Origin of the sequence: Flavobacterium hercynium (assembly GCF_002217285.1) — a bacterium.
Lineage (GTDB): Bacteria > Bacteroidota > Bacteroidia > Flavobacteriales > Flavobacteriaceae > Flavobacterium > Flavobacterium hercynium.
In genome coordinates this window covers 117,736-144,364 of sequence record NZ_MUGW01000008.1, presented here as the reverse complement: position 1 = coordinate 144,364, position 26,629 = coordinate 117,736, and the positions used below count along the sequence as shown (strand labels likewise).

Here is a 26,629-nt window from a genome sequence, read left to right as displayed (position 1 = left end):
CACGATTTATAATAATGACACAAAAAATAAAATTACGCTTTGTCTTTTTCATCTTGTTATGTTCAACTGCATCTCAGGCTCAATTTATTACGCCATTTGCAATTATAAACGACAAGGATGGTTTTGTAAATGTTCGGGAAAGTGATAATGTGAAATCTAAAATAGAAGGCAAAGTCTACAACAATCAGGTTTTTGAAGTTGCAGATCATCTTTCGGATGTATCTGAAGGTAGTGACTGGGCTTACATCATATATCCAGATACGAATCATAAAATTAATTCGTCAAATAAAATCGAGGAAGCATTATATGGGTACATTCATAGAAGTAGGATTCAATATCTGAATAAACTTCCAAAATTAAAAAAGAAAATTGTTTCAACAGACCAAGCAGAATTTAAGAATGAGGACGTTTCGATTTCAATAAAAACAGGAAAATTTATTCCTAAAGAACATCAGATCAAAAAGAAAGATGGTTTTGTGTATAAAATAGACAATCAAAATCCATGGGGAATTGATGGTCTTATTCCTGAAAATCTAAGCGAAATCAAAACCATAGAAATCACTACGAAAGAAAAGGTTGTTACTTTTCCAAAAGAAAATCTGATCGGAATTTTTAGTGTAAATTTTAAAAACACAGAAATTTACATTGGAAGTGATAAAATATTATATTTAACAATGTCTAACTCCGACGGAGCGGGCTCTTATAATATAGTATGGACAATCAATAACAATGCAATAACAAGTCAGTTTATCTTTAGGGATTTTTAAAACTCCAAAGACATAAATATCTAATTAACAGAACATGAAAATCACCAAACCACGATTAGCGCTTGTATGTGGAATACTCTGCATTTCGATTTTCCCAATATTGGTAAAACTTAAACTCACACCCGGATTAATTTCGGCATTTTATCGCATGGCATTTGCGGTAACGTTACTTTTACCTTATGTACTGATTACTGGAAATTTTAAACTTCCGAATACTAAATTTCTAATTTTGGCAGCGCTATGCGGAATCATATTTGCTTCTGATGTTGCCGTTTGGAATATCGCCATTCAGGATTCGAGCGCCACACAAGCTTCGTTGCTGACAAATCTATCACCTGTTTGGGTTGGAATTGGTTCTTTTTTTGTTTTAAAAATAAAACCCGCAACCAACTTCTGGATTGGAACTGTAGTTTCCTTAATCGGAATGATCACTTTGGTTGGTTTTAGTTTTTTTATCGAACTCAATTTTGATCACGCTTTTCTATTTGCGGTTTTGTCCGGATTATTATATTCTGTTTATCTCCTGATTAGTAAAAATGTTCTTTCAGAAGTAGACGTTTTATCCTTTATGACCATCAGTTTAATGGCGTCAAGTATTTATTTGGGTATTCTTTGTTATTGTCTCGACGAATCTTTTACAGGATTTTCCAACAACGGATGGTTTGTATTGTTGCTTCAAGCGGTAATTTGCCAATTGTGCGCATGGCTTTCTATAAGTTATGCTACAAAACACATGCGCGCCACCAGGGTTTCGCTTAGTTTATTGAGTCAGGCTGTAATTACATCGATATTAGCTTGGTTATTTTTAGAAGAAAAAATAACTTTACAAATGGTTTTTGGCGGCATCATTCTGCTTTTGGGAATTAGAATTACATTTTACGACAAAACAATATCCCTTAAAAACTTGTTTTCAAAGCAAAAAAACCAAACTCAACTTTAAGCCATTCCAAAACCTGAAACTTGAAACTTGAAACTTGAAACAAAAAAACTATGTTACATAAAAGCAAAATACCAAATCTAAAAGTAATCGCATTTGATGCTGATGATACACTATTTGTCAATGAGCCTTACTTTCAGGAAACGGAACACAAATTTTGTGCTTTGATGGAAGATTACCTTTCGCATCAGGGTATTTCGCAAGAACTATTCAAAATCGAAATCGACAACTTATACTTGTACGGTTACGGGATTAAAGGTTACATCTTATCGATGATCGAAGCCGCAATGAACATTTCGAACAATACAATTCCTGTTGAAGTAATCGCAAAGATCATTCAATACGGAAAAGAATTACTGGAAAAACCAATCGAACTTCTTGACGGTGTGGAAGAAACACTTCAGGCATTACAAGGGAAATACAAACTAGTTGTGGCTACAAAAGGAGATCTGAAAGATCAGCACAGTAAATTGCACCGTTCCGGTTTGGGCGATTACTTTCACCATATCGAAGTAATGTCAGACAAACAAGAAATCGATTATAAAAAATTATTAGGTCGTCTGGATATTGAACCACATGAATTTTTGATGATCGGAAATTCTTTAAAATCTGATGTTTTACCAGTTTTGGGAATTGGAAGTTACGCTGTTCATATTCCGTTTCACACCACTTGGGAACACGAAAAAATTAATTACAAAATAGAACACGAACATTTTAGTGCATTCGAAAAAATCACCGAAGTCGTGAACAACTTACTATAATGAAAACACTTTTAGATCTGGAAAACTGGAACAGAAAAGAACACTTTCTGCATTTCAGCAAAATGGAAGAGCCTTTCTTTGGCGCCACAGTAGAAATTGACTGTACAAAAGCGTACCAAAAAGCCAAAGAGCAAAACACATCATTTTTTATTTATTACCTGCACACAACATTGCAGGCGGTAAATGCAATTGAAAATTTTAGATACCGAATCGCTGACGGTCAGATATATATTTACGATCGTATTGATGCTTCGGCAACTATAGGACGTAAAGACGAGACTTTCGGTTTTTCATTAATGGAATACAATCCTGATTTTAAAACCTTTGAAAAAATAGTCTTAGCAGAAACAGAACGCATTCAAAATACAAGCGGACTTTTTACCAGAACATTTGATGCAGACAATCTGATCCATTTTTCGGCAATTCCGTGGCTTAATTTCACTTCGCTGTCTCACGCAAGAAGTTATACTTTTCCAGACAGCTGCCCTAAAATTTCTTTCGGAAAAATGACGACCTCAGAAACCGGAAAAAAAACAATTCCAATGTCAGTTCACGTTCATCATGGATTAATGGACGGTTTGCATCTGGGAAAATTTGTCGATTGCTTTCAGGAGCTTATGAATAAGTAACACAACATCATTAAATAATTGATTTACAGCTAACTTTACAAGCTTATTGTATTTAGTCTGAATCTGAATTGTTGTCCTGGCAATTGTGGAAGACCTTAATTGCTTAATTTTTTTTAACTTTACAAAAAACTAATAATTATGCTATCAAAAAATATAGAATCAGCTCTTAACAAACAAATCCGTATCGAGGCAGAGTCTTCACAAACTTACCTTGCAATGGCATGTTGGGCTGAAGTACACGGATTAGAAGGAATCGCTCAGTTTATGTACACACAATCTGACGAAGAACGTGCACACATGCTAAAACTAGTTAAGTATATTAACGAACGTGGCGGACATGCACAAGTTACAGATCTTAAAGCGCCAAAAACTTCTTACACAACATTCAAAGAAATGTTTGAAGCTCTTTACAACCACGAAATTTTTGTTTCAGAATCTATCAATGAATTAGTACATATTACTTTTTCTGAAAAAGATTATGCTACTCATAATTTCTTACAATGGTACGTAGCAGAACAAATTGAAGAAGAAGCTACAGCAAAATCTATCTTAGATAAAATCAACTTAATTGGTGATGACAAAGGTGGACTTTATTTATTTGACCGTGATATTCAGCAACTAACCGTTACAAGTTCAATTGCTATTAACCCAAAATAAAAAAAGTTAAATTTTATTTAGAATACATAAAAATAACTTTATTCTTTTATATTTGTCTCTGTTTTTAATACAGATGCAAATTGAGCAAGAAAGAAAAAGATAAGGACAAGAAAAAGGATAAAAAGAAAAAGAAGAACAAAGATATCCTTGACAAAATAAAGAAGTTGGAAAACTGCAAATCTTCTTGTTGCGAAAAATTCAAAAAAAGCGAGAAGAAACGTTGCTCCCGCTGTCCTATGTTTGACTTAATAAAGAAAACTGCTTAGAGATATATCAAAACCCACCAATGAATTTTGGTGGGTTTTTAGTTTAATAGCTTCTTTTAATCTTATTTTTAATTTTAAAAGAGCAAAAATCTAATTATGAAAAACCAAGTTACCATACCTAAATCAAGTCTTGATTTTTTACGCGAACTCAAAGAGAACAATAATAAACCTTGGTTTGATGAAAACAAATCCACCTACTTAGAGGAATTGAGCCACATCGAATCCTTTGCCGGAGCTTTGCTAGAGGAACTTTCTAAAACCGATGTTCTGGAAACAGCTTCGGGCAAAAAGAGCGTTTACCGAATTTATCGTGATATTCGGTTTTCTAAAGACAAAACTCCTTTTAAAACTTTTTGGGGAGGCAGCTTTACCCGTGCAACCAGTGCAAGACGTGGTGGTTATTATTTTCATTTAGAACAGGGAAACAGTTTTTTCGCCGGTGGTTTTTGGGGTCCAAATGCGCAGGATCTAAAACGAATCCGAACTGAATTTGCTCGTGATGCTAAACCAATGGAGGAAATACTGCAGTCTAAATCATTTGTGGAAACATTTGGTGCACTTCAGGGCGAACAACTTAAGACAGCACCAAAAGGTTTTGACAAAGATCATGAAGCTATCGATTTATTGCGTTTCAAACAATTTTTGATCATCAAACGTTTTAGCGACAAGGACGTACTGAGCACTAATTTTTTAGCACAGGCACTACAGACCTGCATCAACATGAGACCTTTTTTCGACTATATGAGCGAAATACTCTCAACAGATAGTAATGGTGGTTCTGTTTTATAATCGTACCAAAATAAAATAACCCGATCGGACAAGCGATCGGGTTATTTGAGTGTAATTAATTGAAATTGCAAGTTAATCTGATTATTAGACAAGCACTGTTATTGAAGTTCCATAGGAACGATTCATTTTGTAGCAACGGATTTTAATCCGTTGAATAGATACGTTCAGAATTAAAGTTCCATAGGAACGATCCATTTTTTTAGAAACTAACACAATATCGGTCGATCCTATGGATCTTTTTTAAACTACTCTTGCTAAAGACCAGAATAAATTCCGGCCCTACATTAGTTTCCTAGTAACAGAATCTCATTGACCACAACCTCTGTAATGTATTTCTTTTCACCGTTTTTGTCATCATAACTTCTGTGCGTCAGCTTTCCTTGTATCGCAACTTCTTTTCCTCTGGTAACGAACCTCTCGATAATGTCAGCCGTTTTTCCCCAGGCTGTTACACGATGCCATTCTGTTTGTTCTACTTTCTCTCCTTTGTCATTCGTGTACCTTTCATTTGTTGCGATTGTAAGATGCGCTAATTTTGTTCCGCTTTCTAAAGTTCTTACTTCCGGATCGTTTCCAACGTTACCAATTAACTGTACTCTGTTTTTCATTGCATTCATGGCGTATAATAATTAAATGTTCGTATAATGAATTCGTTTATCAAATTCGATAGTGCAAAGATGCGCTGCTTTACTTGGCATAATCGGTTGCAAATTATTTACTTTCGGTTGTAATTATTTGTAAGCGTTTGTAAATGGAATTTTTTTTATGTACATTTAACAGAAATCTTACTACATGCAGGCACAAATAAACAAAGTCGAATTACGAAATTTACTATTCGACGACTACAAGCAATTAAAAAACTCCATGGTCGAATCCTATCCGGAAATGGCCAATTCGTATTGGAGAGCAAATGACATCAAAAAACTACTTTCTATATTTCCCGAAGGACAATTGGTTATTCTGGTAGATGGAATAGTTGTGGGATCAGCATTATCGCTGATTGTCGACGAAAAACTGGTAGACAAACGACACAACTACAAACAAATCATTGGCGATTATTCTTTTTCAACGCACAATCCAAACGGAGAAATTTTATACGGAATCGACGTTTTTATTCATCCGCATTACCGAGGTTTGCGTTTAGGACGTCGTTTGTATGATGCCCGAAAAGAACTTTGCGAGCAATTGAATCTAAAAGCAATTGTTTTTGCAGGAAGAATTCCAAACTACGGACAGCACGCAAAAAAAATCACGCCAAAAACATACATCGACAAAGTAAAGCATAAAGAGTTACACGATCCTGTGCTTTCTTTTCAGCTAAGCAATGATTTTCACGTGTTACGAATCATCAAAAACTATCTGGAAGGTGATGAAGAATCTAAAGAATTTGCTGTTCTCTTAGAATGGAACAATGTGTATTATGATGAAAGTCCCAAATTAATTAACCTTGAAAAAAGCGTTATACGTCTAGGATTAATTCAATGGCAAATGCGTCAGCTCAATAATGTCGAAGAGTTTTTTGAGCAATCAGAATTCTTTATTGATGTTGTTTCCGGTTATGGTGCCGACTTTGCACTATTCCCTGAACTTTTTATTGCTCCGTTGATGGCAGATTACAATCATTTGTCTGAGGCAGAAGCTATTCGTGAACTGGCTCGTTATTCTGATCCTATTAGAAAGCGTTTTCAGGAATTTGCCATTTCATACAACATCAATATCATTACCGGAAGTATGCCTTACCTTGATAATGGAAACTTATACAATGTTGGTTTCTTATGCAAAAGAGACGGAACCTCTGAAATGTATACCAAAATTCACGTAACACCCAACGAAGTACAACATTGGGGAATGAAAGGCGGCTCTCAATTTAAAACTTTTGATACGGATTGCGGTAAAATTGGAATTCTAATTTGTTATGATGTCGAGTTTCCTGAATTGTCCAGAATTATGGCAAATGAAGGAATGAACATATTATTTGTTCCATTTTTAACCGATACTCAAAATGCGTATACCCGTGTAAAACATTGCTCGCAGGCTCGTGCCATCGAAAACGAATGTTATGTTGCCATTGCAGGATGTGTGGGTAACTTGCCAAAGGTAAACAACATGGACATTCAATATGCACAGGCTTCTGTGTTTACACCTTCTGATTTTGCTTTTCCAAGTAACGGAATAAAAGCAGAAGCTACTCCAAATACCGAAATGACATTGATTGTAGATGTCGATCTGAATTTACTAAAACAGCTTCATGAGCATGGAAGTGTGCGAATCTTAAAAGACAGAAGACATGACTTATACGAAATTAAAAAAATTGAGCAATGAAAACCTGTCTCGAATGTTCTGAAAAATTAGTAGGTCGTGAAGACAAGAAATTTTGCTCAGACAGTTGTCGCAATGCATACAACAATAAAATAAATAAGGACAGCAATAATTTTATGCGTAATGTGAATAATAAGTTACGCAAAAATTACCGTATTTTGTCTGAGCTAAACCCAGAAGGAAAATCAAAGGCTACGAGAGATAAAATGTTGAATAAAGGTTTTGATTTTGATTATTTTACCAATATTTTGCAGACCAAAACAGGCAATACTTACTATTTCCTGTACGATCAAGGATATCGCGCTTTAGAAAATGATTTTTTTATGCTTGTTAAAAAAGAAATTTAGTATATAGACCTATGAGAAAAAATCCAACTTCCATACTTGCCTTTCTAGGTGTTTTAGCAATTCTGGCTGTTATATACGCCACAATGATGCCTCAATGGGTTTCTAAAAAAGAAGATGCTCTTGCTGAATTTTCTACGGAACGGGCTTTAAATCAAGTTAAAATCATAGCTCAAAAACCACATTATGTCGGTTCTACTAATCACGAATTAGTAGCCAATTATCTTAAACTGGAACTTAACCGAATTGGTTTAGAAACAAGTATACAAGAAGGTTTTACCTTAAACGACAGAGGTCTTTTAGTAAAATCAAAAAACATTCTGGCTCGTATAAAAGGAACTGACAATTCAAAGGCGCTTTTATTACTGTCTCATTATGACAGCGCACCACATTCTTTTTCTAAAGGAGCAAGCGATGATGCATCGGGCGTAGCAACGATATTAGAAGGTATTCGTGCTTTCTTGTACGGAAGACAACCACACAAAAATGATATCATCATTCTTTTTTCTGATGCCGAAGAACTGGGTTTAAACGGTGCTGCACTTTTTGTGAATAAGCATCCGTGGGCAAAAGACGTGGGGCTGGTTTTAAATTTTGAAGCCAGAGGTTCTGCCGGGCCAAGCTATATGCTAATGGAAACGAACAAGGGAAATCAGGCACTCGTAAAAGAATTCGCAAAAGCAAAAGTTAAATATCCGGTATCCAACTCTTTGATGTACAGCATTTACAAAATGCTTCCCAACGATACTGATCTGACCGTTTTTAGAGAGCAGGGAAATATTCAGGGATTCAACTTTGCCTTTATCGACGGACATTACAATTATCACACGCAACAAGATGATGTACAGCATTTAAACAAAACAACTCTTACGCACCAGGGAAGTTATTTAATGCCATTATTGAAATATTTCTCCAATGTCGATTTAAATGCTACTGAGATCACAGAAGATAATGTTTATTTTAATGTGCCGTTTGGTTTCATTAACTATCCTTTTACATGGGTTTTCCCTATGACACTAATTGCTTTAGGGCTATTAGTTCTTTTCATTTTTATTGGAAAAGTAAAACTTCTAATCACTTTTAGAGAAATGTTCAGAGGATTTGTTCCTTTATTGGGTTCTCTTCTTATCTCTGGTTTGGTTACTTTATTAGGCTGGAACATTTTACTGGAGGCTTATCCACAATATTCAGACCTTTTAAACGGATTTACCTATAATGGTCATGCCTACATTGGTGCCTTTGTAACACTAAGCATCGCCATTTGTTTTGCTTTCTACCACCATTTTTCTGATGCAAAAATTACGATGAATCACTACGTAGCACCTTTGTTGTTATGGATTATCATTAATGCTTTTCTTGCGAATAGCCTGGCTGGTGCCGGATTCCTGATTATTCCGGTGTATTTCGGAGTTTTTCTATTTGCCATTTTTGTCATCACACAACATTACAGTGTTGGATTGAATTTACTGTTCAGTATTCCTGCCTTAGCCATTGTTGCACCTTTTATCGTGATGTTTCCAATTGGTTTAGGTTTAAAAATACTGTACGGAAGTGCCGTACTTACCGTTTTACTATTCGGATTATTACTTCCTGTTTTTGGTGTATTTGCCAGAAAAGGCATTTGGACAATGTTGTTTTTTCTAATCTCAATAGGATTCTTTGTTTACGCAGGTATTAATTCCGGTTACGAAGCAGGAAAAGCAAAATCAAACAGTTTGCTTTATGTTTATAATGCTGATACCGATGTTGCCGTATGGACGTCTTATGATACCAATTTAGATGATTGGACCAAATCGTATTTAGGAGAAACAAATCAAAAAGCCGTTGGACTTAACAGTCTTCCTATTTCGAGTAAATACAATACAGCGTTTAGTTATAGCGCTATAGCACCAAAATTCAATTTGCACAAACCTACTGTTACTTTTGTAAAAGACAGCGTAATTGGCAACAACAGGCATTTGAAAATACAAATCACACCAAACCGTAAGGTAAACCGTTACGATATTTATGCACATCCAAAAATGAATTTCTATAATTTTAAAGCAAATGGAGTATCGGCTTCAGGACAAAAAGGAAATCGTTTAATTCGCGATGATCAAAAAATACTTTGTTACTACGTCGTAGCCAATCAGCCACTTGTTTTAGAATTCTATATTCCAAAGACTTCCGTTTTTGATATGGACTTAATCGAAAGCTCCTTTGATTTAATGACGAATCCGTTGCTAAACGTTAAGCCTAGACAAGACTGGATGATGCCGACACCTTTTGTATTGAATGATGCCGTACTTATTCAGCAAAAAATTAGCAAGCAAACAAGAATACTTAATTCTGTCATTGCTCCTACCATTCCAAAAGACAGCACTGCTATTGCAAAAGACAGTTTAAAACCAATTGCTAAACCGGAATAAAAAACTACATTTCTACATAAACAAAAAGGCAAACCTAAATAAGTTTGCCTTTTTCTAATTAACATGCACATTCAATTTTCAAACCGGGTTTAGGATCGTTTTTGCCTTCGGTTGCATAACCATCCTGCTTCCACCATTCTATTCCGCCGATCAATTCTTTTACTTTAAAACCCAATCGCGTCATATTCAAAGCACCTTTTGTCGAAGCATTACAACCAATACCATCGCAATAGGTTACATACAAAACATTTTTGTCTAAATGTTGCGTACTTTCTACGGTCATTTCGCGATGCGGAATATTGATAGCTGTCGGAATATGTTCTGCTTCATATCCAAAATCTTTTCGGGCATCCAGAACAACAATATTTTCTCCGTTGCTTAAAGCTTCAAATAAATCCGAAGGATCCATTTCGTATGCCAATTTGTTTTCATAATGTTTAATCTGATCTTCCATCTTAATTATAATTTTACTAATTCGTTTTACAAACTTATACTAACACAACTTCCCATAAAAACGAAAACAATTCATGAAATTGATTACTTTTTTTCATACAAAAACCATCTAAAATTTTGTTCCTTTGTATCACTAACTCTTAGAAAATGGAAATACGTCATTTACGATTAATAAAAGCAATTGTCGAAGAAGGAAGTATTACCAAAGCGATTGACAAATTGCACCTTACACAATCTGCTTTAAGTCACCAGCTAAAAGAAGCTGAATATCAACTAGGAACACCCATATTTTTAAGAACAAATAAGAAACTGGTGCTAACCAAAGCTGGTGAAAAAATTTACGAACTCGCCAATGAAATTCTGGATAAACTTTCCCAAACCGAATCACAGATTAAACAAATGGTTTATGGTGAACATGGTGAAATAAGAATTAGTACAGAGTGTTTCTCCAGTTATCACTGGTTACCATCGGTTTTAAAACAGTTTCATCTTCTATATCCCAATGTAGATTTAAAAATCGTTACCGAAGCAACACATGTTCCATTGCAGAAATTAATAGAAAACGCAATCGACATTGCCATAATTAGCGATCCGATCAAAGATCAGAAGATTAAGTACATTGAACTTTTTCAGGATGAAGTTGTCATGGTGGTTTCTGAAAATCATTCTTGGGCTAACAAAAAATATGTCGTTGCAGAAGATTTTATCAACGAGCATCTTTTAATTCATTCTTTGCCAATGGAAACGGTAACGGTTCATCAATTCTTTTTAGGCCCGGCAAAAGTAACACCTAAGAAAATTACACCTTTACCATTAACCGAAGCATCACTTGAAATGGTAAAAGCAGATATGGGCATTATGTCAATGGCAAAATGGGCGTTGCAGCCACACTTAAATCACAATCCAATAAAAGCCATTAAAATTGGAAAGAACGGACTTAAAAGAAAACATTTTATTGCCATTCGGGAAAAAGAACAGTATCCCGACTACTTTTATCAATTTATTACTTTTTTACAAAACGAAATCAACCTTCAATGGAATATTCAATAAGAAGTTGCGAAGTTTCAGACCTTCCAAAATTAGTTATTCTCTGTCAAAAGCATGCCGAATTTGAGAAAGCATCTTTTTCCCCAACAGGAAAAGAAGAAGCATTAAAAAAAGCTTTATTTAGTTCACAACCAAAATTGTTTTGTCTGGTTGTTGCCGCAAACGAAACAATCGTAGGTTACGTATCGTATACTTTTGATTACTCCACTTGGGATGCCGCAACTTTTATGTACATGGATTGTTTATTCTTAGAAGAGGAAGCCAGAAGTTTTGGAATTGGCGACGTACTTCTTCAAAAATTAAAAAAAATTGGCACAGAGCACAACTGCGTCAACATACAATGGCAAACACCACAGTTCAACGAAAGAGCGATTAAGTTTTACAAAAGAATTGGTGCAACAGGCAAAGATAAAGTTCGATTTACACTAGATTTGTAGCATTTACGGGGCTTTAAGCAAATAACGCAATAATGTTGCATTATAAATATACAAGTTATAATTCAAAAAAATGACACAAATAAGTATTTTAGGATGTGGCTGGCTGGGTTTTCCTTTAGCAAAAACATTAATCGAAAAAGGATTCTCCATAAACGGATCAACAACTACGCAGGACAAACTTTCAATTTTAGAAGATGCAGGAATACATTCATTTTTGGTTGCGCTTGAAAGCGAAAGTATTTCAGATGCGATTGAAACATTTTTAGATAAAAGCGAAATTCTAATTATCGACATTCCTCCAAAATTAAGAGCTGCTAACTCTACTTCTTCGTCTACAAATGAAATGGTTTTCGTCAATAAAATTAAAAACCTAATTCCTTTTATCGAGAAATCTACCATTAAGAAAGTGCTGTTTGTGAGTTCAACTTCGGTGTATGGTGATGAAAACGGATTAATCACAGAAGAAACGATTCCGAATCCTGATACCGAAAGCGGTAAACAATTAACTATAGTTGAAAAGATTCTTCAGGAAAATGAGCATTTTGAAACCACCATTTTACGTTTCAGCGGATTAATTGGTGAAGATCGACATCCTGTAAAATTTCTTGCCGGAAAAGAAAATCTTGAAAACCCGGACGCACCGGTAAATCTAATTCACCAGCAAGATTGCATCGCCATTATTGAAGCAATCATAAAAAAGGCAAAATGGAACGAAGTTTTTAATGCCGCAGCACCTTTCCATCCCAGCAGAGCAGAATATTATACGCAAAAAGCAAAAGAACGTGGTTTAGAAGTTCCTGTTTTTAGCAATATAAAATCGAATATTAAAAAGGTGATTTCAAGCAGTAAAATTGAAAAAGATCTAAATTATCAATTTCATCTGGAACTGTATTAAAACCAGAACATCTTCAAATTATAATCATGGAAACAGCTTACATAAATTCACCTTTGGGAATCACCAAAATCACAGGAGACGAAAATGGTATCTCGGTAATTTCAGTTTCAGATGTTGGAATAAATGAAGTTTCAAAAGACATTCCCGATGTTTTACAAAAAGCTGTGTTGCAGTTAAATGAATATTTTGAAGGCAAAAGAACTGATTTCGATCTTAAACTGAATCCTCAAGGAACTGAATTTCAGCAGAAAGTATGGAAATCATTATTAGAAATTCCGTACGGAAAAACAGTTAGTTACATGGATCAGACTAAAAAATTGGGAGATGTAAAAGCAATTCGTGCGGTAGCATCTGCAAATGGTAAAAATCCGTTATGGATTGTTGTTCCCTGTCATCGCGTTATCGGTACCAATGGATCTCTAACCGGTTATGCTGGAGGTTTATCGAGAAAAAAATGGTTACTGGAACACGAAAATCCAACCACACAACAAAGTTTATTCTGATTTAAGCTTGAAAATGCAACTCATTTCCGAATTAAAAACTAAATTGTACTTTCAACTTAAAGCCAAAATAGCTAAAATAAAATACGCCTAAAATAATGATCGAAAAAGTAAACCTTAACAATATCCTTTTTCTCGATATCGAAACTGTTCCCGAAGAAGAAAACTTCAATTCGCTTGACGCTGAAATGCAATCGTTGTGGGATCTTAAAACGCAATACCAACGAAAAGAGGATTTTACTCCGGAAGAGTTTTACGAACGTGCGGGGATTTGGGCTGAATTTGGAAAGATCATTTGTATTTCGGTTGGCTATTTTACGATCAAGGGAGATATTAGAAATTTCAGAGTCACTTCCTTTTTTGGAGAAGAAAAGACAATTCTTAAAGACTTTTCTAATTTGATTGGCAATCATTTCAACAAGCCGCAACATATCATGTGTGGTCATAATTCAAAAGAGTTTGATATTCCGTTTATCGCACGCCGAATGATTATCAATCAAATGCCAATTCCTGATAAACTGAATTTATTTGGCAAAAAACCTTGGGAGATTCCACATTTAGATACTTTAGAATTATGGAAGTTTGGTGATTACAAACATTTTACATCGTTAAAATTACTAACCAAAATCCTCGGAGTTCCTTCTCCAAAGGGCGATATAGACGGAAGTCAGGTTGCCCACGTTTTTTATGTAGAAAAAGACATTGACAGGATCGTAACATACTGTGAAAAAGATACAATTGCCGTCGCACAGATTTTTCTTCGTTTGCGTCGGGAAGATTTATTGATTGACGATGAGATTATTCATGTCTAAAAATAATTACATTTACAAAAAATTACAATTATGGTATTGAGCAGATTTTGGTTAACGATTTTTATTTCTTCGATTGTCTTTATTGTAGTCAGTTTATTTACGGCTAACACGTATACAATTGATTCTGTTTTGAATGGAAAAAAAGACGACCCAATTTTAGTCGCTGAAAAGTATACCGAACAATTACCGTCTTTCATTAAAGACAGCATTAAAAAAGCGCCAAACCAAACTATGATTATCAATCGTGACACGCTAAATGCGGACACGACTTATGTATATAAAAACAAAACCGTAAAAATTTACAGCGGTCTTCAAAAATCAGATGGTTTATTACCAACCTGTAAAAGCACTCTGGTAGATTTAATTCTGCCGCTTATCGCCTACTTAGCTTTTTTCTGCGGATTAATGGAATTGCTTATCGTTTCCGGAGCTTCCGGAAAATTAGCAAAAGGATTAAGTCCTGTTTTTGTAAAAGTATTTCCGAGTATTCCTCAAAATCACCCTTCGATTTCATACATGACTTTAAACTTTGCTGCCAATTTCTTAGGATTAGATTCCGCTGCGACACCTTTTGGATTGAAAGCAATGGAAAGTTTACAGGAAATAAACCCCGAAAAAGATAAAGCGAGCGATGCACAAATTATGTTTATGTGCCTGCATGCTTCAGGATTAACACTAATCGCTACTTCTATTATCGGATATCGTGCTGCCGCAAATGCAAGTAATCCGGCCGATGTCATGTTGCCGTGCATCATTACGTCATTCATTGGTACAATTGCTGCTTTCTTAATTGTGGGAATCAAACAAAAAATCAATTTTAGAAGTGCTTCACTGTTAATTGGTTTAATAGTTTTAATTGCTGCCATTGTTGGTTTGTTAATGTACGTAAACCATTTAGATTTAATTGGTAAAAACTCCTTCACTTCTAACCTTTCCGGATTAATTCTGCTTTCGATCATTGTTTTTACCCTGATCTTTTCATTCCGACATGAGAAAAAATTCAAAGAGGCGGAAACTACTGTTTTCGACACTTTTGTTGTTGGAGCTAATAATGGTGTAAAAACAGGAGTTACCATTTTCCCTTATGTTCTGGGAATGCTGGTTGCAATTTCGCTATTCAGAAACAGCGGTTTATTCGAAATTATCAGTGACGGAATCGGATTTGTTTTCGCAAATATGGGAGTGAGCAAAGAAATTACAAATGCTTTACCTGTAGCCATGCTTCGCCCTTTTAGCTCAGCAGGATCACGAGGATTCTTAATCGATTCTATGAATACTTTTGGCGCTGATTCTTTAACAGCAAGATTGAGCAGTATTTTTCAATGTAGTGCTGAGAGTACTTTTTATGTAATTGCAGTTTACTTTGGTTCTGTAAATATCAAAAATACCCGCTACGCTTTAGGCACAATGCTTTTAGTAGATTTGATTTGTGTTATTACAGCAATATTTGTAGCGACGTGGTTTTTTTAAATTTAAATTATTAAACAACAAAAATCAAAAGTTCCGGAGGAACGAAAAATATTGTAGCGACGGATTTTAATCCGTCAATAAAAAAACCACCACATCTAAAGTTCCATAGGAACGATTCATTTTTTGAGATAATCACATTGCTAAGATTGACCCAAAACATGAACCGATCCTATGGATCTCTTTTTTAAATGCACGTAAATATGACCGGATTAAAATCCGGTCCTACAATATCGGTCGAGACGATGGCTCTTTTTCAATTGGTTTTTAAAATCATAACAACAAAATCAAAAGTTCCAGAGGAACGAAACATATTGTAGCGACGGATTTTAATCCGTCAATAGAAAGACCACCACACATAAAGTTCCATAGGAACGATCCATTTTTTGAGATAATCACATTCCTAAAGATTAACCCAAAATATGAACCGATCCTATGGATCTCTTTTTCTAACCCGCATAAACATAACCGGATTAAAATCCGGCCCTACAATATCGGTCGAGCCGATGGCTCTTTTTCAATTGGTTTTTAAAATCATAACAACAAAATCAAAAGTTCCAGAGGAACGAAACATATTGTAGCGACGGATTTTAATCCGTCAATAAAAAGGTCATCACGCATATAAAATTCCATAGGGACGATCCATTTTTTGAGATAATCACATTCCTAAAGATTGACCCAAAATATGAACCGATCCTATGGATCTCTTTTTCTAACGCGCATAAACATAACCGGATTAAAATCCGATCCTACAATATCGGTCGAGCCGATGGCTCTTTTTCAATTGGTTTTTAAAATCATAACAGCAAAATCAAAAGTTCCAGAGGAACGAAACATATTGTAGCGACGGATTTTAATCCGTCAATAGAAAGACCACCACACATAAAGTTCCATAGGAACGATCCATTTTTTGAGATAATTACATTTCTAAACATCGACCCAAAACATGAACCCATCCCATCGATCTCTTTTTAAATGCGCATAAACATGACCGGATTAAAATCCGGCTCTACAATATCGTTCGAGCCGATGGCTCTTTACAATTGTTTTAAAAAATCACGTAAAATCAAATGTGTAGTAGCAGATCATTTTAACCTTCAAATTATATAATTATGTCGTCTTGAAATTATACGTTTTCATTATTTTGTAAATAAACATTCAACATGGCAAACACATATTATCAAATTTATATTCAGATCGTTTTCGCAGTACAATATCGAAATGCATTACTTGAAGAAACTTGGAGACCAGAACTATTTGCCGTAATTGGGAATCTAATCAACGAAACTGGCTGTAAAACAATCATCATAAGTGGTGTTGAAGATCATATTCATTGTTTATTAGCACTTAAACCAACAGTTACTATTTCAGATTTAACTAAAACAATAAAAGCAAAATCTTCCAAATACATTAATGAGAATCAATTAACAAAAATTAAATTCTCGTGGCAAAACGGTTATGGAGTATTTTCATATAGTCAATCGCAACTTGACAATGTTTATAAATACATTGAAAATCAAAAAGAGCATCACAAAAAACAAAATTTCAATGATGAATATTTAAACTTTCTGAATAAATTCAACATTGAATACGAAGAAAAATATACTTTTGAAGCTCTAATGTAATTTTATGAAAATAAAAAATCTCTTTCTTTTTCTGGTTTTGACTATCGTCAGTTGTCAAAAGGATCAGAAAAAAACGCAAACAAAAAACACTTTAATTGCTGAAAATACACAAATCGCAGAAGTTGAGAAAAAAGGAACCGAAGAGCGCATCTTACATATCGATACCATTAAAATTTCTGAAAACAAAAATGATGTAGTCAGTCATGTTTTTGCGAATTTAATGAAGCAGGAAGCAGATAAGAACAGCATTGTAACGTCAACTTTCAGGCTGGATTTTTTTAAGGGTAAAACCAAAATTTCATCTTCAACGGTAGCCATTCAATATTATGAAAAGAACTCAGAATGGGGCGGTTCATTGGGCTTGAGCAATTCATCAACTAAAAATTCTTCTTTCATAAAAATTGAAACGGGTTATCCTGCTTGTGGATATACTTTTTCTAATTATTTATTTTACCTCAAAAATAACAACTTACAGCTTGTGCATGAATGGGAAGCAATGTCAGATGGCGGCTGGGGAATCTGGACAGAGTTTATAACGGATGATTTAGACAAGGATCCTGTGAAGTTCTATTGCAAAACGGTGTCTCTTGAACCTGACGATAATGATACAGAAGATTCGGGCGTTTTAAAATATTCTGATTCTACTTTATTTTCATTACAAGGAAATAAATGGAAAAAGAAACTTCTTTCTGCTAAAGAAAAGCCTTATTTTGAAAAAAAGACCACTGCTACAGCCTTTTACCAACAAGATTAAACTTCTTTAAAGCAAGCTAATTCAAATTCTTTCTTAGGTAAATAATCTTTAACTTTGTAAAAAAACAAAGCAATGATTGATTTTATATACCAAGATCCTTATCCGATTTTAAAGGATGATACGCAGTACCGCAAAATTACTTCTGATTTTGTAAAAGTAGAAAAATTTGGAGAACGTGAAATTCTTACCGTTGATCCAAAAGGATTAGAATTATTAGCTGAAGAAGCTTTAACAGATGTTTCGTTCATGCTTAGAACGACACATTTACAAAAACTAAGAAAAATTCTTGATGATCCGGAAGCAACAGACAATGATCGTTTTGTGGCTTACAACTTGCTTCAAAATGCTTCTGTAGCAGCCGAAGGACAATTACCAAGCTGCCAGGATACCGGAACGGCAATCGTAATGGGGAAAAAAGGGGAAAACATTTTTACTGGTGTTGATGATGCTGAGTGGTTGAGCAAAGGAATTTTTAATACATACCAAAAACGTAATTTACGTTATTCGCAAATTGTTCCGATTTCGATGTTTGAAGAAAAAAATTCAGGATCGAATCTTCCGGCGCAAATTGATATTTATGCTAAGAAAGGAACTTCGTATGAGTTCTTGTTTATGGCAAAAGGAGGCGGATCTGCCAATAAAACCTATTTATACCAACAAACGAAGTCATTATTGAATGAAAAATCAATGGATGCTTTTGTTCGTGCGAAAATCAAAGATTTAGGAACTTCTGCCTGTCCTCCTTATCACTTGGCTTTAGTGATCGGCGGAACTTCTGCGGAAGCGAACTTAAGTGCTGTTAAAAAAGCATCTGCCGGCTATTACGATAATTTACCTACTTCAGGAAATATGGCGGGTCAGGCTTTTCGTGATTTAGAATGGGAACAACGTGTACAGCAAATTTGCCAGGAAAGTGAAATTGGTGCTCAGTTTGGCGGTAAATACTTTACGCATGACGTTCGTGTGATTCGTTTACCACGTCACGCGGCTTCTTGTCCGGTTGGATTAGGGGTTTCTTGTTCTGCGGATAGAAACATCAAAGGAAAAATTACCAAAGACGGAATCTTTGTTGAACAACTGGAAGTAAATCCAAAACAATTTTTGCCGGAAACAGCACCGCACTTAGAAGCTCCTGTAGAAATTGATCTTGATATGCCAATGGCTGATATGTTAGCTAAATTGTCGCAATACCCTATTAAAACGCGTTTAAAACTAAGCGGAACTGTAATCGTAGCCCGTGATATTGCACATGCAAAAATTAAGGAATTATTAGAGGCTGGTAAACCAATGCCGGAATACTTCAAAAATCACCCGGTTTATTATGCTGGTCCTGCAAAAACTCCGGAAGGAATGGCTTCAGGAAGTTTTGGACCTACAACAGCTGGTCGTATGGATGTGTATGTTGATGAATTTCAAAAACATGGCGGTAGTATGATTATGCTGGCAAAAGGAAACCGCACGAAACAAGTTACAGATGCTTGTAATAAATATGGCGGATTCTACTTGGGTTCTATTGGAGGTCCAGCAGCAATTTTAGCACAAGATAATATCCTAAAAGTAGAAGTAGTTGATTTTGAAGAATTAGGAATGGAAGCGGTTCGTAAAATCACCGTTAAAGATTTCCCTGCTTTCATTATTACCGATGATAAAGGAAATGATTTTTTCGAAAATCTTTAGGCTTTAGGCTTTAAAAAACAAAAACCGCCTGACGGCGGTTTTTGTTTTTTGTTTATATCAATAACTATGCACTTTTCTCTTCTTTTTCAAAGGCAATAAAATGAGACAATTGCCCTTTTAAGTTAAATACCGGTACACCGCAAATCTTGCAATCGTATACTTTGCCATTTTTTTTATAGTTCTTAACCGTTTTTTCAAAAGGTACTTGTAATTGAATCGCTTCTCTAATTTCGTTTAAAGTAGTTTCTGAAGTATCAGGACCTTGAAATATCTTTGGTGTTTTTCCTAAGATTTCATTTTCGGTATATCCTGTCATTTTTTTTATTCCTGTTGAAGCAAAAACTATTTTTAACTCTAAATCAGTAATAACTACAACTTCCTCCTTTAACCGCTCCTGAACATCCAGACTTTTGTCATCCCAATGAAACTCGGTTGAAATTTGCTTCACTTTCTTAAGATCAGAAAAAGCTGACTTTAATTCATTAACTCGTTCATAATGAAAATCCCATGACAAAATTGGAACTGAATTCCGATTGTTATTTTCCTCTGCATTAGTCATTTTCCTTACAATTAATAGATTGATAGATAATTCTTCCTCAAAGGTAGAGTAAATTCCAGCACAAAAAATGAATTGTCTTTTTTTAACGTATAGTTTAGATTCATTAAAAACCAAACTTTAACTGTACTACAACTGCTTTTTTTTCTTCTGTATTTAAGTTACTTAACGAAATCCCTAAGAGACGAACGGAATCTTTCATGCGTTCCTGATACAATAATTCTTCAACAGTTTCGAGGATCAGGCTTTTATCTGAAATAAAATAAGGCAAAGTTTTGCTTCGGGTTTGTTGGGTGAAATCGCTGTACTTGATTTTTAATGTAACGGTTTTACCGGATATGTTATGTTTTTTTAGCCTTCTTTCTAAAGAAACGGCTATTCGGTCGAGCTGCTCCAGCATAAAAATTTCTGAAGAAAGATTAACATCAAAAGTATGTTCTGCTGCAACAGATTTGGTAATGCGTGATGCTTTTACTTCACTGTTATGAATACCGCGAACTACTTTGTGATAGTAGCTTCCCGACTTTCCGAAATGCTTTTCCAAAAATTCTATTGATTTAGTCTTAAGATCTGCTCCTGTAAAAATGCCGAGTTGGTACATTTTCTCCGTGGTGACTTTTCCAACACCATAAAACTTACGGATAGGCAATTCTTCCAGAAAAGGTAGAACCTCGTCCGGATTTACTGTTTTTTGCCCGTTTGGTTTATTGAAATCACTGGCAATTTTAGCTACAAACTTATTGACAGAAATTCCAGCTGATGCCGTTAGACCAACTTCGTTTAAAATACGCAGTCTAATTTCCTGAGCAAGCAGGCTCGCGCTGGGGTTTCCTTTTTTGTTTTGCGTAACATCAAGATAAGCCTCATCCAGCGAAAGGGGTTCGACCAGATCTGTATAATCATGAAAGATTTTGTGAATTTTAGCTGAAATTTCTTTGTAGCGATCAAAACGAGGTCGCACAAAAATAATTTCGGGACAATACTTTTTGGCAAGAACACCGCTAATAGCACTTCGAACTCCAAATTTCCGCGCTTCGTAACTTGCCGCAGAAACGACTCCTCTATTCTCTGACCCACCAACAGCAACGGGTTTTCCGCGCAAAGCAGGATTATCCATCTGCTCTACCGAAGCATAAAAAGCATCCATATCTATGTGGATTATTTTTCGATATGTAGGCGTTTCAGACATGATACAAATTTAAAAAAGGAAAGCAGGAATATCAGATTTAAACAAGCATAAATATAATCTCTTTTAAAGATTTTTAACTTAGTGATTTTAAACAAATCATTTTCTTTATTTTTGTAGTAGACACGAAATAGAATAAAATGCGAACATTTGTTATAGGCGATATACACGGCGGATTACTCGCACTTGAGCAAGTGTTGAAAAAAGCCGAAGTAACCACAAACGATACTCTTATATTTTTAGGCGATTATGTTGACGGATGGAGCCATTCTGTAGAGGTAATTGATTTTTTAATTGAATTAAAAACGAAACAAAACTGTATTTGCATTAGAGGCAATCATGACCAGCTTGCTTTGGATTGGTTACAAGACAGATTTGAAGACTTTGATCAGGAAACATGGTTCAAACATGGCGGTCAACCAACAGTTGAAGGTTATTCTAAAATTTCTGGTGATAGAAAAAAAGCGCATATTGAATTTTTTCAAAATCTACAGGATTATTATCTGGATGATCAAAACCGTCTTTTTGTGCATGCCGGTTATACGAATTTAAGTGGTGTTCAATACGAATTTTTTTCAAAATTATTCTATTGGGACAGAACACTTTGGGAGTCAGCCCTCGCTTTAGACCCCAACTTAAAACCAGATGACTTATACTATCCAAAACGTTTTACCGTTTACAAAGAAGTTTTTATTGGACATACTCCGGTAACCAGAATTGGTCAGACTGTTCCGGTTCATAAAGCTTGTGTATGGAATGTTGATACTGGCGCGGCTTTCAAAGGTCCGTTGACCATTATGGATGTTGACACAAAAGAATACTGGCAGAGCGATCCGTTAAACGAATTGTATGCAAACGAAAAAGGTAGGAATTAAACACTACTTTTACATTTTTAACAATAATTAATATTTTAATTTTATGAAAAAGGTCATTACATTTTTATTTTTAGTATCATTCGGAATCACACAGGCTCAACAGGCTTTTACAGGAAAAGGTGATACAAAAGTTAATGTGGGTGCTAATTTACAAGATGGTGGTTCAGGAATTCAAGGATCTATTGACTTTGGACTAGGCGAAAACTTCTCTTTTGGATTTGTAACAAATTATTTATTAGGTGTAGATAATTTTAATGGTTTCTATCACAATAACCCAACTCCGTATAATGACTTAAAACCTAAGTTTCAGGATCGTTTTGATGCTAAAGCGAGAATTAATGCTAATCTAAGCAGTGTAATCGGTGTTAAGGAGCTTGATGTATATCCTGGTTTAAGTTTAGGTCTGCGTAATTTTGGTGGTCACGTTGGTGGGCGTTATTTCTTTACTGATGGATTTGGTGTATTTACAGAGATCGGATTTCCAATCGCAAAATACAGCGCTAATAATGACGTATTTGATCATTTAAACAATCAGGTAACGTTTAGTTTAGGTGCTTCATTTCACTTGTAATACTATTGCAACATTGATGCAAAAACATAAAAAAAGCGTTCGCATTGCGAACGCTTTTTTTATTTTAATTTCGTAATCTCCTTATTTGCTTACGATTATACTCCAATCAGCTCCGCTGTACGTTTTATGTTTTTCTGAGAAATTACCTTGATTTACGGCAAGTGAAAAATTCAATAGACTGTTAAAATAACAAACGTCTGTTCCTATTGCCACTTCACCAAAGGTGTTTACTAATTTCAACTTTCCTTCATATACTTTTTTAGTACCATTGAAAACCTGAACTTTAAGAAAATCTCCTGCCTTTACATCCAAATTAGCAAATGTCTTTTTATCGATATTTGTCCATACGTTTCCAAACTGAATATCTAAAATCGGGATTCCGCCTTTTACAATTCCTTTTTCAAAAATGGGTTTTTGGTATTCTATTTTTACCACTTCATTTGGCAATTTTGGACCCACTTCTTCAAACTTGATCGTTTTAGATGCTAAACGTGCTCCAGTAAATGCATAAACATCACGACCGTGAAAAGTATATGATTCGTTAGAATTCTGACGACGGTTTTTTACCTCATCAATTTCACGAACTTCCTGAATGCCTAACTGTTCTGCAATTAAAGTCAATGTTCCGTTATCAGGCGTTACAAAATAATGTCCCGATTTTGTTTGCAACACAACAGAATGACGTGCTGTACCAACACCAGGATCACAAACAGAGACAAATACAGTTCCTGCCGGATAGTATTGAGCAGTTTGTGATAAACGATATGCTGCTTCCCAAATATTAAACGCCGGAATTTCATGGGTTACATCAAATATTTTCAAATCAGGAGAAACACCAACTGCAACTCCCTTCATAGCAGATACTGCTCCGTCTTTCAATCCAAAATCAGATTGAAAAACTAATACATTGTTTTGAGCGAAACCGCTAAAAGTAATCGCAGACAAAAAAAGTAGTAACCTTAATTTCATTTTTTCTCTTTTTAGAATTTATGCAAAGGTATTTCATTAAATCTAAAAATTGACAGGAAGAATTTATAAAAAACACTATTTTATAAATCAATTTTGGTTTTTTACAATTACATTTGCATTTTATTCATTACCCTATGTAAATACTAGACAATTAGTCTTTTGCTTTACAGTGCATACAAATTTTACGTTATACAAAACCAAACTTATCCTATGAGAAAGAAACTAAAAATTGCCATTACAGCAATTTTCACTTTATCAAGTACTTTGTTTTTTGCACAAAGTCATGAGATTAAGGGAACTATTATCAGTGACAACGGAAATCCGTTAGAATTTGCAACCATTCTGGTAAAAGGAACTCAAACCAGCACAACGAGTGATGCTTTAGGGAAATTTACGATAACGGCTTCAAACAATACGCCAACATTAATTGTTTCTTTATTCGGCTACCAGACCAAAGAAGTTGTTGCCAAAGATCCTGTTATTGAAGTGCAATTGCTTTTTGAAAGTAACAGCCTGGACGAAATTGTCGTGGTGGGAAGCAGAAATCCAAATAAGAGCAAACTCGAAACGGCAGTTCCTGTAGATGTAGTAAATCTGGCAAAAATTAGAAATACTTCTCCGCAAACAACAACGAATGATATCTTAACGTACTTGATTCCTTCTTTCAATTCAAACAGACAATCGTCTGCTGACGGAACAGAACATATTGACCCTGCTTCTTTAAGAGGTTTAGGACCAGATCAGGTTTTGGTTTTGGTAAACGGAAAAAGAAGACATACTACGTCATTAGTAAATTATCAAAATACTGTTGGAAATGGTTCTGTTGGTACTGACCTTAGTGCTATTCCGGCATCGGCTATCAAAAGAATTGAAGTTTTACGTGATGGAGCGGCCGCACAATACGGTTCAGATGCTATTGCGGGTGTGATCAATTTGGTATTGAAGGATAATGCAGGACTAGAAGCGAATGCAACATATGGCAGTACTTCCAGAAATGATGGTCAAACGACAAACATCAATTTAAACTATGGTTCTAAAATTGGAAACAATGGTGGTTTTATCAATGTAACGGCTGAGTTTAATGATCGTCAGAAAACGAATCGTTCTAAAAATCACAACCTGATTATTTTTGATCAATCTGCTAATAACAATTATTTTGCTTATGATTTTGCCGATGATCCTGCGCAATCACGTCAGTTTGACGATAATTTATTGGCTCAAAACGGATTAAAACGCGATGATTTTAATTTCCAGATTGGAGATGCTAAAATTCAAAACATTCAGGGTTTCTTTAATGCGGCTATACCATTAAACGATCAGATCGAATTTTACGCTTCCGGAGGTGTCAGCCACAGAACCGGAACCGGATACGGTTTCAGACGTTTGCCTAGCGAAACCGAAAGTGTTGTCGCTTCTCTTTTCCCTTTTGGTTTTCAACCGGAACTAAACTCTGTTGTAACGGATCTTTCGTCTTCTTTTGGATTCAAATTTAAATTTGGAGAATGGAAATTAGACTTGAGCAATACAATTGGTCAGAACAAATTTGTTTACGATGTTTCTAACACCAATAACTTTTCATTAGGAGATAATAGCCCAACTGATTTTAAAGCGGGAAATCATTCTTTCCTTCAAAACACCGTAAATGCAGATGCCTCCCGATTGTACAAAGATATCTTCAATGGATTGAATGTTGCCTTTGGAGCTGAATATCGTTTTGAAAAATACAAAATCGTTCCAGGTGAAGAGGCTTCTTACATTGATGGGGGTGCGCAATCATTCCCTGGATTTTCTCCTTTGAATGAGGTTGATAAAAACAGAAACAGTGTTGGCGTTTATGCTGATGTTGAAGCTGATATTACAGAAAAATTCTTAGTGGGAGTTGCAGGACGTTATGAAGATTACAGCGATTTTGGAAATACAATTAACGGAAAATTATCTGCCCGATACAAAATTCTTGACAATCTATCGGTTCGTGGTGCTGTGAGTACTGGCTTTAGAGCGCCATCTTTGCATCAGCAATACTTTAATAATATCGGTACTGACGTTGTCGACGGACAAATCCTGAATTCGGGTATTTTTAGAAACGACAGCGAAGTTGCACAACAGCTTGGAATCCCTAAATTAAAAGAAGAAACTTCCAGAAATTATAGTTTTGGAATCATGTATTCTCCAACCAAACAATTGCACATTACGGCTGATTACTATCACATTAGAATCGATAACCGAATTATCCTTACCGGTAATTTAGGAAATGATGCCTTTGGGGAGCCAGTTCCTGAACTTCGCGATTTATTTGCTAATTACGGCGTACAGACTGGTCGTTTTTTTACGAATGCGATCAACACAACGACAAACGGACTTGATGTGGTAATTGACTATGATGTAAATGTTGGAAAAGGTAAAATGAACTTTTCTTTACTTTACAATTACAACGACAACAAAGTTGATGATCAGCTGAATAACATTCCTGCTTTATTTGCAGGTCAGGAAGATGTTTACTACGGACCACAGGAAAGAAGCTTAATTGAAACCAATACGCCAAAACATAAAGGAACTTTTGCTGTAAATTACAGTCTGGATAAATGGAATTTCTTATTAAGAAACACTTACTTTGGACAAGTGGTTCGTGATGGATTTCCTTTTGGAGGTATTCAGAAGCACGATGGAAAGGTAGTAACGGATATGACTGTTGCTTACAAGCTTACGCCAAAAATTCAGGTTGCTTTAGGAGCGAACAATTTGTTTGACATTTTTCCTGACAGACAAATTTATGAAAACAGCTATTACAACGTATTCCAATACGCGCCTGTACAAATGGGAACTACCGGAGCTTATTATTTCGGAAGATTAAGTTTTACTTTATAATATTTAAAGAGAACATACTTTTGCCTTGAGCAAAAACACTTTACCGCATAAACAAGAAAAACC

Annotated in this window: 27 protein-coding genes; 22 read left to right on the top strand and 5 right to left on the bottom strand. The window is 35.2% G+C overall.

Features of this window, described 5'->3' with window-relative positions; translation table 11 throughout:
- Positions 1 to 14: 14 nt before the first annotated feature.
- From B0A66_RS03540 to B0A66_RS03510, 7 genes are all read left to right on the top strand, one after another.
- Complete coding sequence (locus B0A66_RS03540; RefSeq protein ID WP_089048473.1) at positions 15 to 767, top strand: hypothetical protein; 753 nt, start codon at positions 15 to 17, stop codon at positions 765 to 767.
- A gap of 34 nt (positions 768 to 801) precedes the next feature.
- Complete coding sequence (locus B0A66_RS03535) at positions 802 to 1,707, top strand: DMT family transporter (RefSeq protein ID WP_089048472.1); 906 nt, start codon at positions 802 to 804, stop codon at positions 1,705 to 1,707.
- A gap of 50 nt (positions 1,708 to 1,757) precedes the next feature.
- Positions 1,758 to 2,465: an HAD family hydrolase gene (locus B0A66_RS03530; protein WP_089048471.1), complete on the top strand. Its 708-nt coding sequence runs from the start codon at positions 1,758 to 1,760 to the stop codon at positions 2,463 to 2,465.
- Entirely contained in the window at positions 2,465 to 3,094 is a 630-nt protein-coding gene (locus tag B0A66_RS03525) for a chloramphenicol acetyltransferase (protein ID WP_089048470.1), read from the top strand. The genes B0A66_RS03530 and B0A66_RS03525 overlap by 1 nt, the downstream gene beginning before the upstream one ends.
- A gap of 138 nt (positions 3,095 to 3,232) precedes the next feature.
- Positions 3,233 to 3,751, top strand: a complete 519-nt coding sequence (locus B0A66_RS03520; protein ID WP_089048469.1) for a ferritin — start codon at positions 3,233 to 3,235, stop codon at positions 3,749 to 3,751.
- Between the two features lie 80 nt (positions 3,752 to 3,831).
- Positions 3,832 to 4,017, top strand: coding sequence for a hypothetical protein (locus tag B0A66_RS03515; RefSeq protein WP_089048468.1), 186 nt, complete (start codon positions 3,832 to 3,834; stop codon positions 4,015 to 4,017).
- A gap of 96 nt (positions 4,018 to 4,113) precedes the next feature.
- Positions 4,114 to 4,806 (top strand): DUF2461 domain-containing protein, encoded by a 693-nt coding sequence (locus B0A66_RS03510; RefSeq protein WP_089048467.1) that lies wholly within the window; start codon positions 4,114 to 4,116, stop codon positions 4,804 to 4,806.
- 284 nt (positions 4,807 to 5,090) lie between these two features.
- On the opposite strand, the gene B0A66_RS03505 is transcribed toward B0A66_RS03510, so the two are convergent.
- Positions 5,091 to 5,423, bottom strand: coding sequence for a single-stranded DNA-binding protein (locus B0A66_RS03505; RefSeq protein WP_089048466.1), 333 nt, complete (start codon positions 5,421 to 5,423; stop codon positions 5,091 to 5,093).
- Positions 5,424 to 5,598: 175 nt separating this feature from the next.
- On the opposite strand from B0A66_RS03505, the gene B0A66_RS03500 reads away from it, so the two are divergent.
- Genes B0A66_RS03500 through B0A66_RS03490 form a run of 3 tightly spaced genes read left to right on the top strand, consistent with a single transcriptional unit; the run spans position 5,599 to position 9,877 of the window.
- Positions 5,599 to 7,128 carry a carbon-nitrogen hydrolase family protein gene (locus B0A66_RS03500; RefSeq protein WP_089048465.1) on the top strand — a complete coding sequence of 510 codons (1,530 nt, stop codon included), beginning with the start codon at positions 5,599 to 5,601 and terminating at the stop codon, positions 7,126 to 7,128.
- Complete coding sequence (locus tag B0A66_RS03495; protein WP_089048464.1) at positions 7,125 to 7,472, top strand: hypothetical protein; 348 nt, start codon at positions 7,125 to 7,127, stop codon at positions 7,470 to 7,472. Before B0A66_RS03500 ends, B0A66_RS03495 begins: the two co-directional genes overlap by 4 nt.
- Positions 7,473 to 7,483: 11 nt before the next feature.
- Positions 7,484 to 9,877, top strand: coding sequence for a M28 family peptidase (locus B0A66_RS03490; RefSeq protein ID WP_089048463.1), 2,394 nt, complete (start codon positions 7,484 to 7,486; stop codon positions 9,875 to 9,877).
- 58 nt (positions 9,878 to 9,935) lie between these two features.
- Here the strand turns inward: B0A66_RS03490 and B0A66_RS03485 are convergent, their stop codons facing one another.
- On the bottom strand, positions 9,936 to 10,331 hold the full coding sequence (locus tag B0A66_RS03485) for a rhodanese-like domain-containing protein (protein WP_089048462.1): 396 nt from the start codon (positions 10,329 to 10,331) through the stop codon (positions 9,936 to 9,938).
- A gap of 146 nt (positions 10,332 to 10,477) precedes the next feature.
- Between B0A66_RS03485 and B0A66_RS03480 the strand changes: the two genes are divergently transcribed.
- The 9 genes from B0A66_RS03480 to B0A66_RS03440 all read left to right on the top strand — a co-directional run bounded on the left by B0A66_RS03480 (position 10,478) and on the right by B0A66_RS03440 (position 19,544).
- A complete protein-coding gene (locus tag B0A66_RS03480) occupies positions 10,478 to 11,380 on the top strand; it encodes a LysR family transcriptional regulator (protein WP_089048461.1) in 903 nt (300 codons plus the stop codon).
- Positions 11,365 to 11,814: a GNAT family N-acetyltransferase gene (locus tag B0A66_RS03475; protein ID WP_089048460.1), complete on the top strand. Its 450-nt coding sequence runs from the start codon at positions 11,365 to 11,367 to the stop codon at positions 11,812 to 11,814. Before B0A66_RS03480 ends, B0A66_RS03475 begins: the two co-directional genes overlap by 16 nt.
- A 70-nt stretch (positions 11,815 to 11,884) precedes the next feature.
- Entirely contained in the window at positions 11,885 to 12,709 is an 825-nt protein-coding gene (locus B0A66_RS03470; RefSeq protein ID WP_089048459.1) for an NAD-dependent epimerase/dehydratase family protein, read from the top strand.
- A 26-nt stretch (positions 12,710 to 12,735) separates the two neighbouring features.
- The gene (locus tag B0A66_RS03465) at positions 12,736 to 13,212 is read left to right on the top strand and encodes a methylated-DNA--[protein]-cysteine S-methyltransferase (protein WP_089048458.1); all 477 of its coding nucleotides are present in this window, start codon (positions 12,736 to 12,738) and stop codon (positions 13,210 to 13,212) included.
- A gap of 95 nt (positions 13,213 to 13,307) precedes the next feature.
- Entirely contained in the window at positions 13,308 to 14,021 is a 714-nt protein-coding gene (locus B0A66_RS03460) for a 3'-5' exonuclease (protein WP_089048457.1), read from the top strand.
- A 30-nt stretch (positions 14,022 to 14,051) separates the two neighbouring features.
- Positions 14,052 to 15,491 (top strand): nucleoside recognition domain-containing protein, encoded by a 1,440-nt coding sequence (locus B0A66_RS03455; protein WP_089048456.1) that lies wholly within the window; start codon positions 14,052 to 14,054, stop codon positions 15,489 to 15,491.
- A 1,160-nt stretch (positions 15,492 to 16,651) separates the two neighbouring features.
- Positions 16,652 to 17,113: an IS200/IS605 family transposase gene (gene tnpA, locus B0A66_RS03450; protein ID WP_089048455.1), complete on the top strand. Its 462-nt coding sequence runs from the start codon at positions 16,652 to 16,654 to the stop codon at positions 17,111 to 17,113.
- A 4-nt stretch (positions 17,114 to 17,117) separates the two neighbouring features.
- Positions 17,118 to 17,867, top strand: coding sequence for a hypothetical protein (locus B0A66_RS03445; RefSeq protein ID WP_089048454.1), 750 nt, complete (start codon positions 17,118 to 17,120; stop codon positions 17,865 to 17,867).
- Between the two features lie 72 nt (positions 17,868 to 17,939).
- Positions 17,940 to 19,544: a fumarate hydratase gene (locus tag B0A66_RS03440; RefSeq protein WP_089048453.1), complete on the top strand. Its 1,605-nt coding sequence runs from the start codon at positions 17,940 to 17,942 to the stop codon at positions 19,542 to 19,544.
- 64 nt (positions 19,545 to 19,608) lie between these two features.
- On the opposite strand, the gene B0A66_RS03435 is transcribed toward B0A66_RS03440, so the two are convergent.
- Entirely contained in the window at positions 19,609 to 20,103 is a 495-nt protein-coding gene (locus B0A66_RS03435; RefSeq protein ID WP_089048664.1) for a PAS domain-containing protein, read from the bottom strand.
- Between the two features lie 103 nt (positions 20,104 to 20,206).
- Complete coding sequence (gene dinB, locus B0A66_RS03430) at positions 20,207 to 21,289, bottom strand: DNA polymerase IV (RefSeq protein ID WP_089048452.1); 1,083 nt, start codon at positions 21,287 to 21,289, stop codon at positions 20,207 to 20,209.
- Between the two features lie 137 nt (positions 21,290 to 21,426).
- Here dinB and B0A66_RS03425 point away from each other — a divergent pair, with 137 nt between their 5' ends.
- On the top strand, positions 21,427 to 22,161 hold the full coding sequence (locus B0A66_RS03425) for a metallophosphoesterase family protein (protein WP_089048451.1): 735 nt from the start codon (positions 21,427 to 21,429) through the stop codon (positions 22,159 to 22,161).
- Between the two features lie 43 nt (positions 22,162 to 22,204).
- Complete coding sequence (locus B0A66_RS03420; RefSeq protein ID WP_089048450.1) at positions 22,205 to 22,732, top strand: DUF6646 family protein; 528 nt, start codon at positions 22,205 to 22,207, stop codon at positions 22,730 to 22,732.
- 81 nt (positions 22,733 to 22,813) lie between these two features.
- On the opposite strand, the gene B0A66_RS03415 is transcribed toward B0A66_RS03420, so the two are convergent.
- Entirely contained in the window at positions 22,814 to 23,701 is an 888-nt protein-coding gene (locus tag B0A66_RS03415) for an SAM hydrolase/SAM-dependent halogenase family protein (RefSeq protein ID WP_089048449.1), read from the bottom strand.
- A gap of 210 nt (positions 23,702 to 23,911) precedes the next feature.
- Here B0A66_RS03415 and B0A66_RS03410 point away from each other — a divergent pair, with 210 nt between their 5' ends.
- Complete coding sequence (locus B0A66_RS03410; RefSeq protein ID WP_089048448.1) at positions 23,912 to 26,566, top strand: TonB-dependent receptor; 2,655 nt, start codon at positions 23,912 to 23,914, stop codon at positions 26,564 to 26,566.
- The last annotated feature ends 63 nt before the right edge of the window (positions 26,567 to 26,629 follow it).

Excerpts from the sequence above, each read along its gene's own strand:
- B0A66_RS03440 (WP_089048453.1), top strand. The coding sequence starts at position 17,940 with ATGATTGATTTTATATACCAAGATCCTTATCCGATTTTAAAGGATGAT.
- B0A66_RS03510 (WP_089048467.1), top strand. The coding sequence starts at position 4,114 with ATGAAAAACCAAGTTACCATACCTAAATCAAGTCTTGATTTTTTACGC.
- B0A66_RS03435 (WP_089048664.1), bottom strand. The coding sequence starts at position 20,103 with ATGACTAATGCAGAGGAAAATAACAATCGGAATTCAGTTCCAATTTTG.
- B0A66_RS03520 (WP_089048469.1), top strand. The coding sequence starts at position 3,233 with ATGCTATCAAAAAATATAGAATCAGCTCTTAACAAACAAATCCGTATC.
- B0A66_RS03500 (WP_089048465.1), top strand. The coding sequence starts at position 5,599 with ATGCAGGCACAAATAAACAAAGTCGAATTACGAAATTTACTATTCGAC.
- B0A66_RS03470 (WP_089048459.1), top strand. The coding sequence starts at position 11,885 with ATGACACAAATAAGTATTTTAGGATGTGGCTGGCTGGGTTTTCCTTTA.
- B0A66_RS03445 (WP_089048454.1), top strand. The coding sequence starts at position 17,118 with ATGAAAATAAAAAATCTCTTTCTTTTTCTGGTTTTGACTATCGTCAGT.
- dinB (WP_089048452.1), bottom strand. The coding sequence starts at position 21,289 with ATGTCTGAAACGCCTACATATCGAAAAATAATCCACATAGATATGGAT.
- tnpA (WP_089048455.1), top strand. The coding sequence starts at position 16,652 with ATGGCAAACACATATTATCAAATTTATATTCAGATCGTTTTCGCAGTA.
- B0A66_RS03485 (WP_089048462.1), bottom strand. The coding sequence starts at position 10,331 with ATGGAAGATCAGATTAAACATTATGAAAACAAATTGGCATACGAAATG.
- B0A66_RS03495 (WP_089048464.1), top strand. The coding sequence starts at position 7,125 with ATGAAAACCTGTCTCGAATGTTCTGAAAAATTAGTAGGTCGTGAAGAC.
- B0A66_RS03505 (WP_089048466.1), bottom strand. The coding sequence starts at position 5,423 with ATGAATGCAATGAAAAACAGAGTACAGTTAATTGGTAACGTTGGAAAC.
- B0A66_RS03420 (WP_089048450.1), top strand. The coding sequence starts at position 22,205 with ATGAAAAAGGTCATTACATTTTTATTTTTAGTATCATTCGGAATCACA.
- B0A66_RS03525 (WP_089048470.1), top strand. The coding sequence starts at position 2,465 with ATGAAAACACTTTTAGATCTGGAAAACTGGAACAGAAAAGAACACTTT.
- B0A66_RS03530 (WP_089048471.1), top strand. The coding sequence starts at position 1,758 with ATGTTACATAAAAGCAAAATACCAAATCTAAAAGTAATCGCATTTGAT.
- B0A66_RS03455 (WP_089048456.1), top strand. The coding sequence starts at position 14,052 with ATGGTATTGAGCAGATTTTGGTTAACGATTTTTATTTCTTCGATTGTC.
- B0A66_RS03475 (WP_089048460.1), top strand. The coding sequence starts at position 11,365 with ATGGAATATTCAATAAGAAGTTGCGAAGTTTCAGACCTTCCAAAATTA.
- B0A66_RS03460 (WP_089048457.1), top strand. The coding sequence starts at position 13,308 with ATGATCGAAAAAGTAAACCTTAACAATATCCTTTTTCTCGATATCGAA.
- B0A66_RS03490 (WP_089048463.1), top strand. The coding sequence starts at position 7,484 with ATGAGAAAAAATCCAACTTCCATACTTGCCTTTCTAGGTGTTTTAGCA.
- B0A66_RS03480 (WP_089048461.1), top strand. The coding sequence starts at position 10,478 with ATGGAAATACGTCATTTACGATTAATAAAAGCAATTGTCGAAGAAGGA.
- B0A66_RS03410 (WP_089048448.1), top strand. The coding sequence starts at position 23,912 with ATGAGAAAGAAACTAAAAATTGCCATTACAGCAATTTTCACTTTATCA.
- B0A66_RS03415 (WP_089048449.1), bottom strand. The coding sequence starts at position 23,701 with ATGAAATTAAGGTTACTACTTTTTTTGTCTGCGATTACTTTTAGCGGT.
- B0A66_RS03535 (WP_089048472.1), top strand. The coding sequence starts at position 802 with ATGAAAATCACCAAACCACGATTAGCGCTTGTATGTGGAATACTCTGC.
- B0A66_RS03425 (WP_089048451.1), top strand. The coding sequence starts at position 21,427 with ATGCGAACATTTGTTATAGGCGATATACACGGCGGATTACTCGCACTT.
- B0A66_RS03465 (WP_089048458.1), top strand. The coding sequence starts at position 12,736 with ATGGAAACAGCTTACATAAATTCACCTTTGGGAATCACCAAAATCACA.
- B0A66_RS03540 (WP_089048473.1), top strand. The coding sequence starts at position 15 with ATGACACAAAAAATAAAATTACGCTTTGTCTTTTTCATCTTGTTATGT.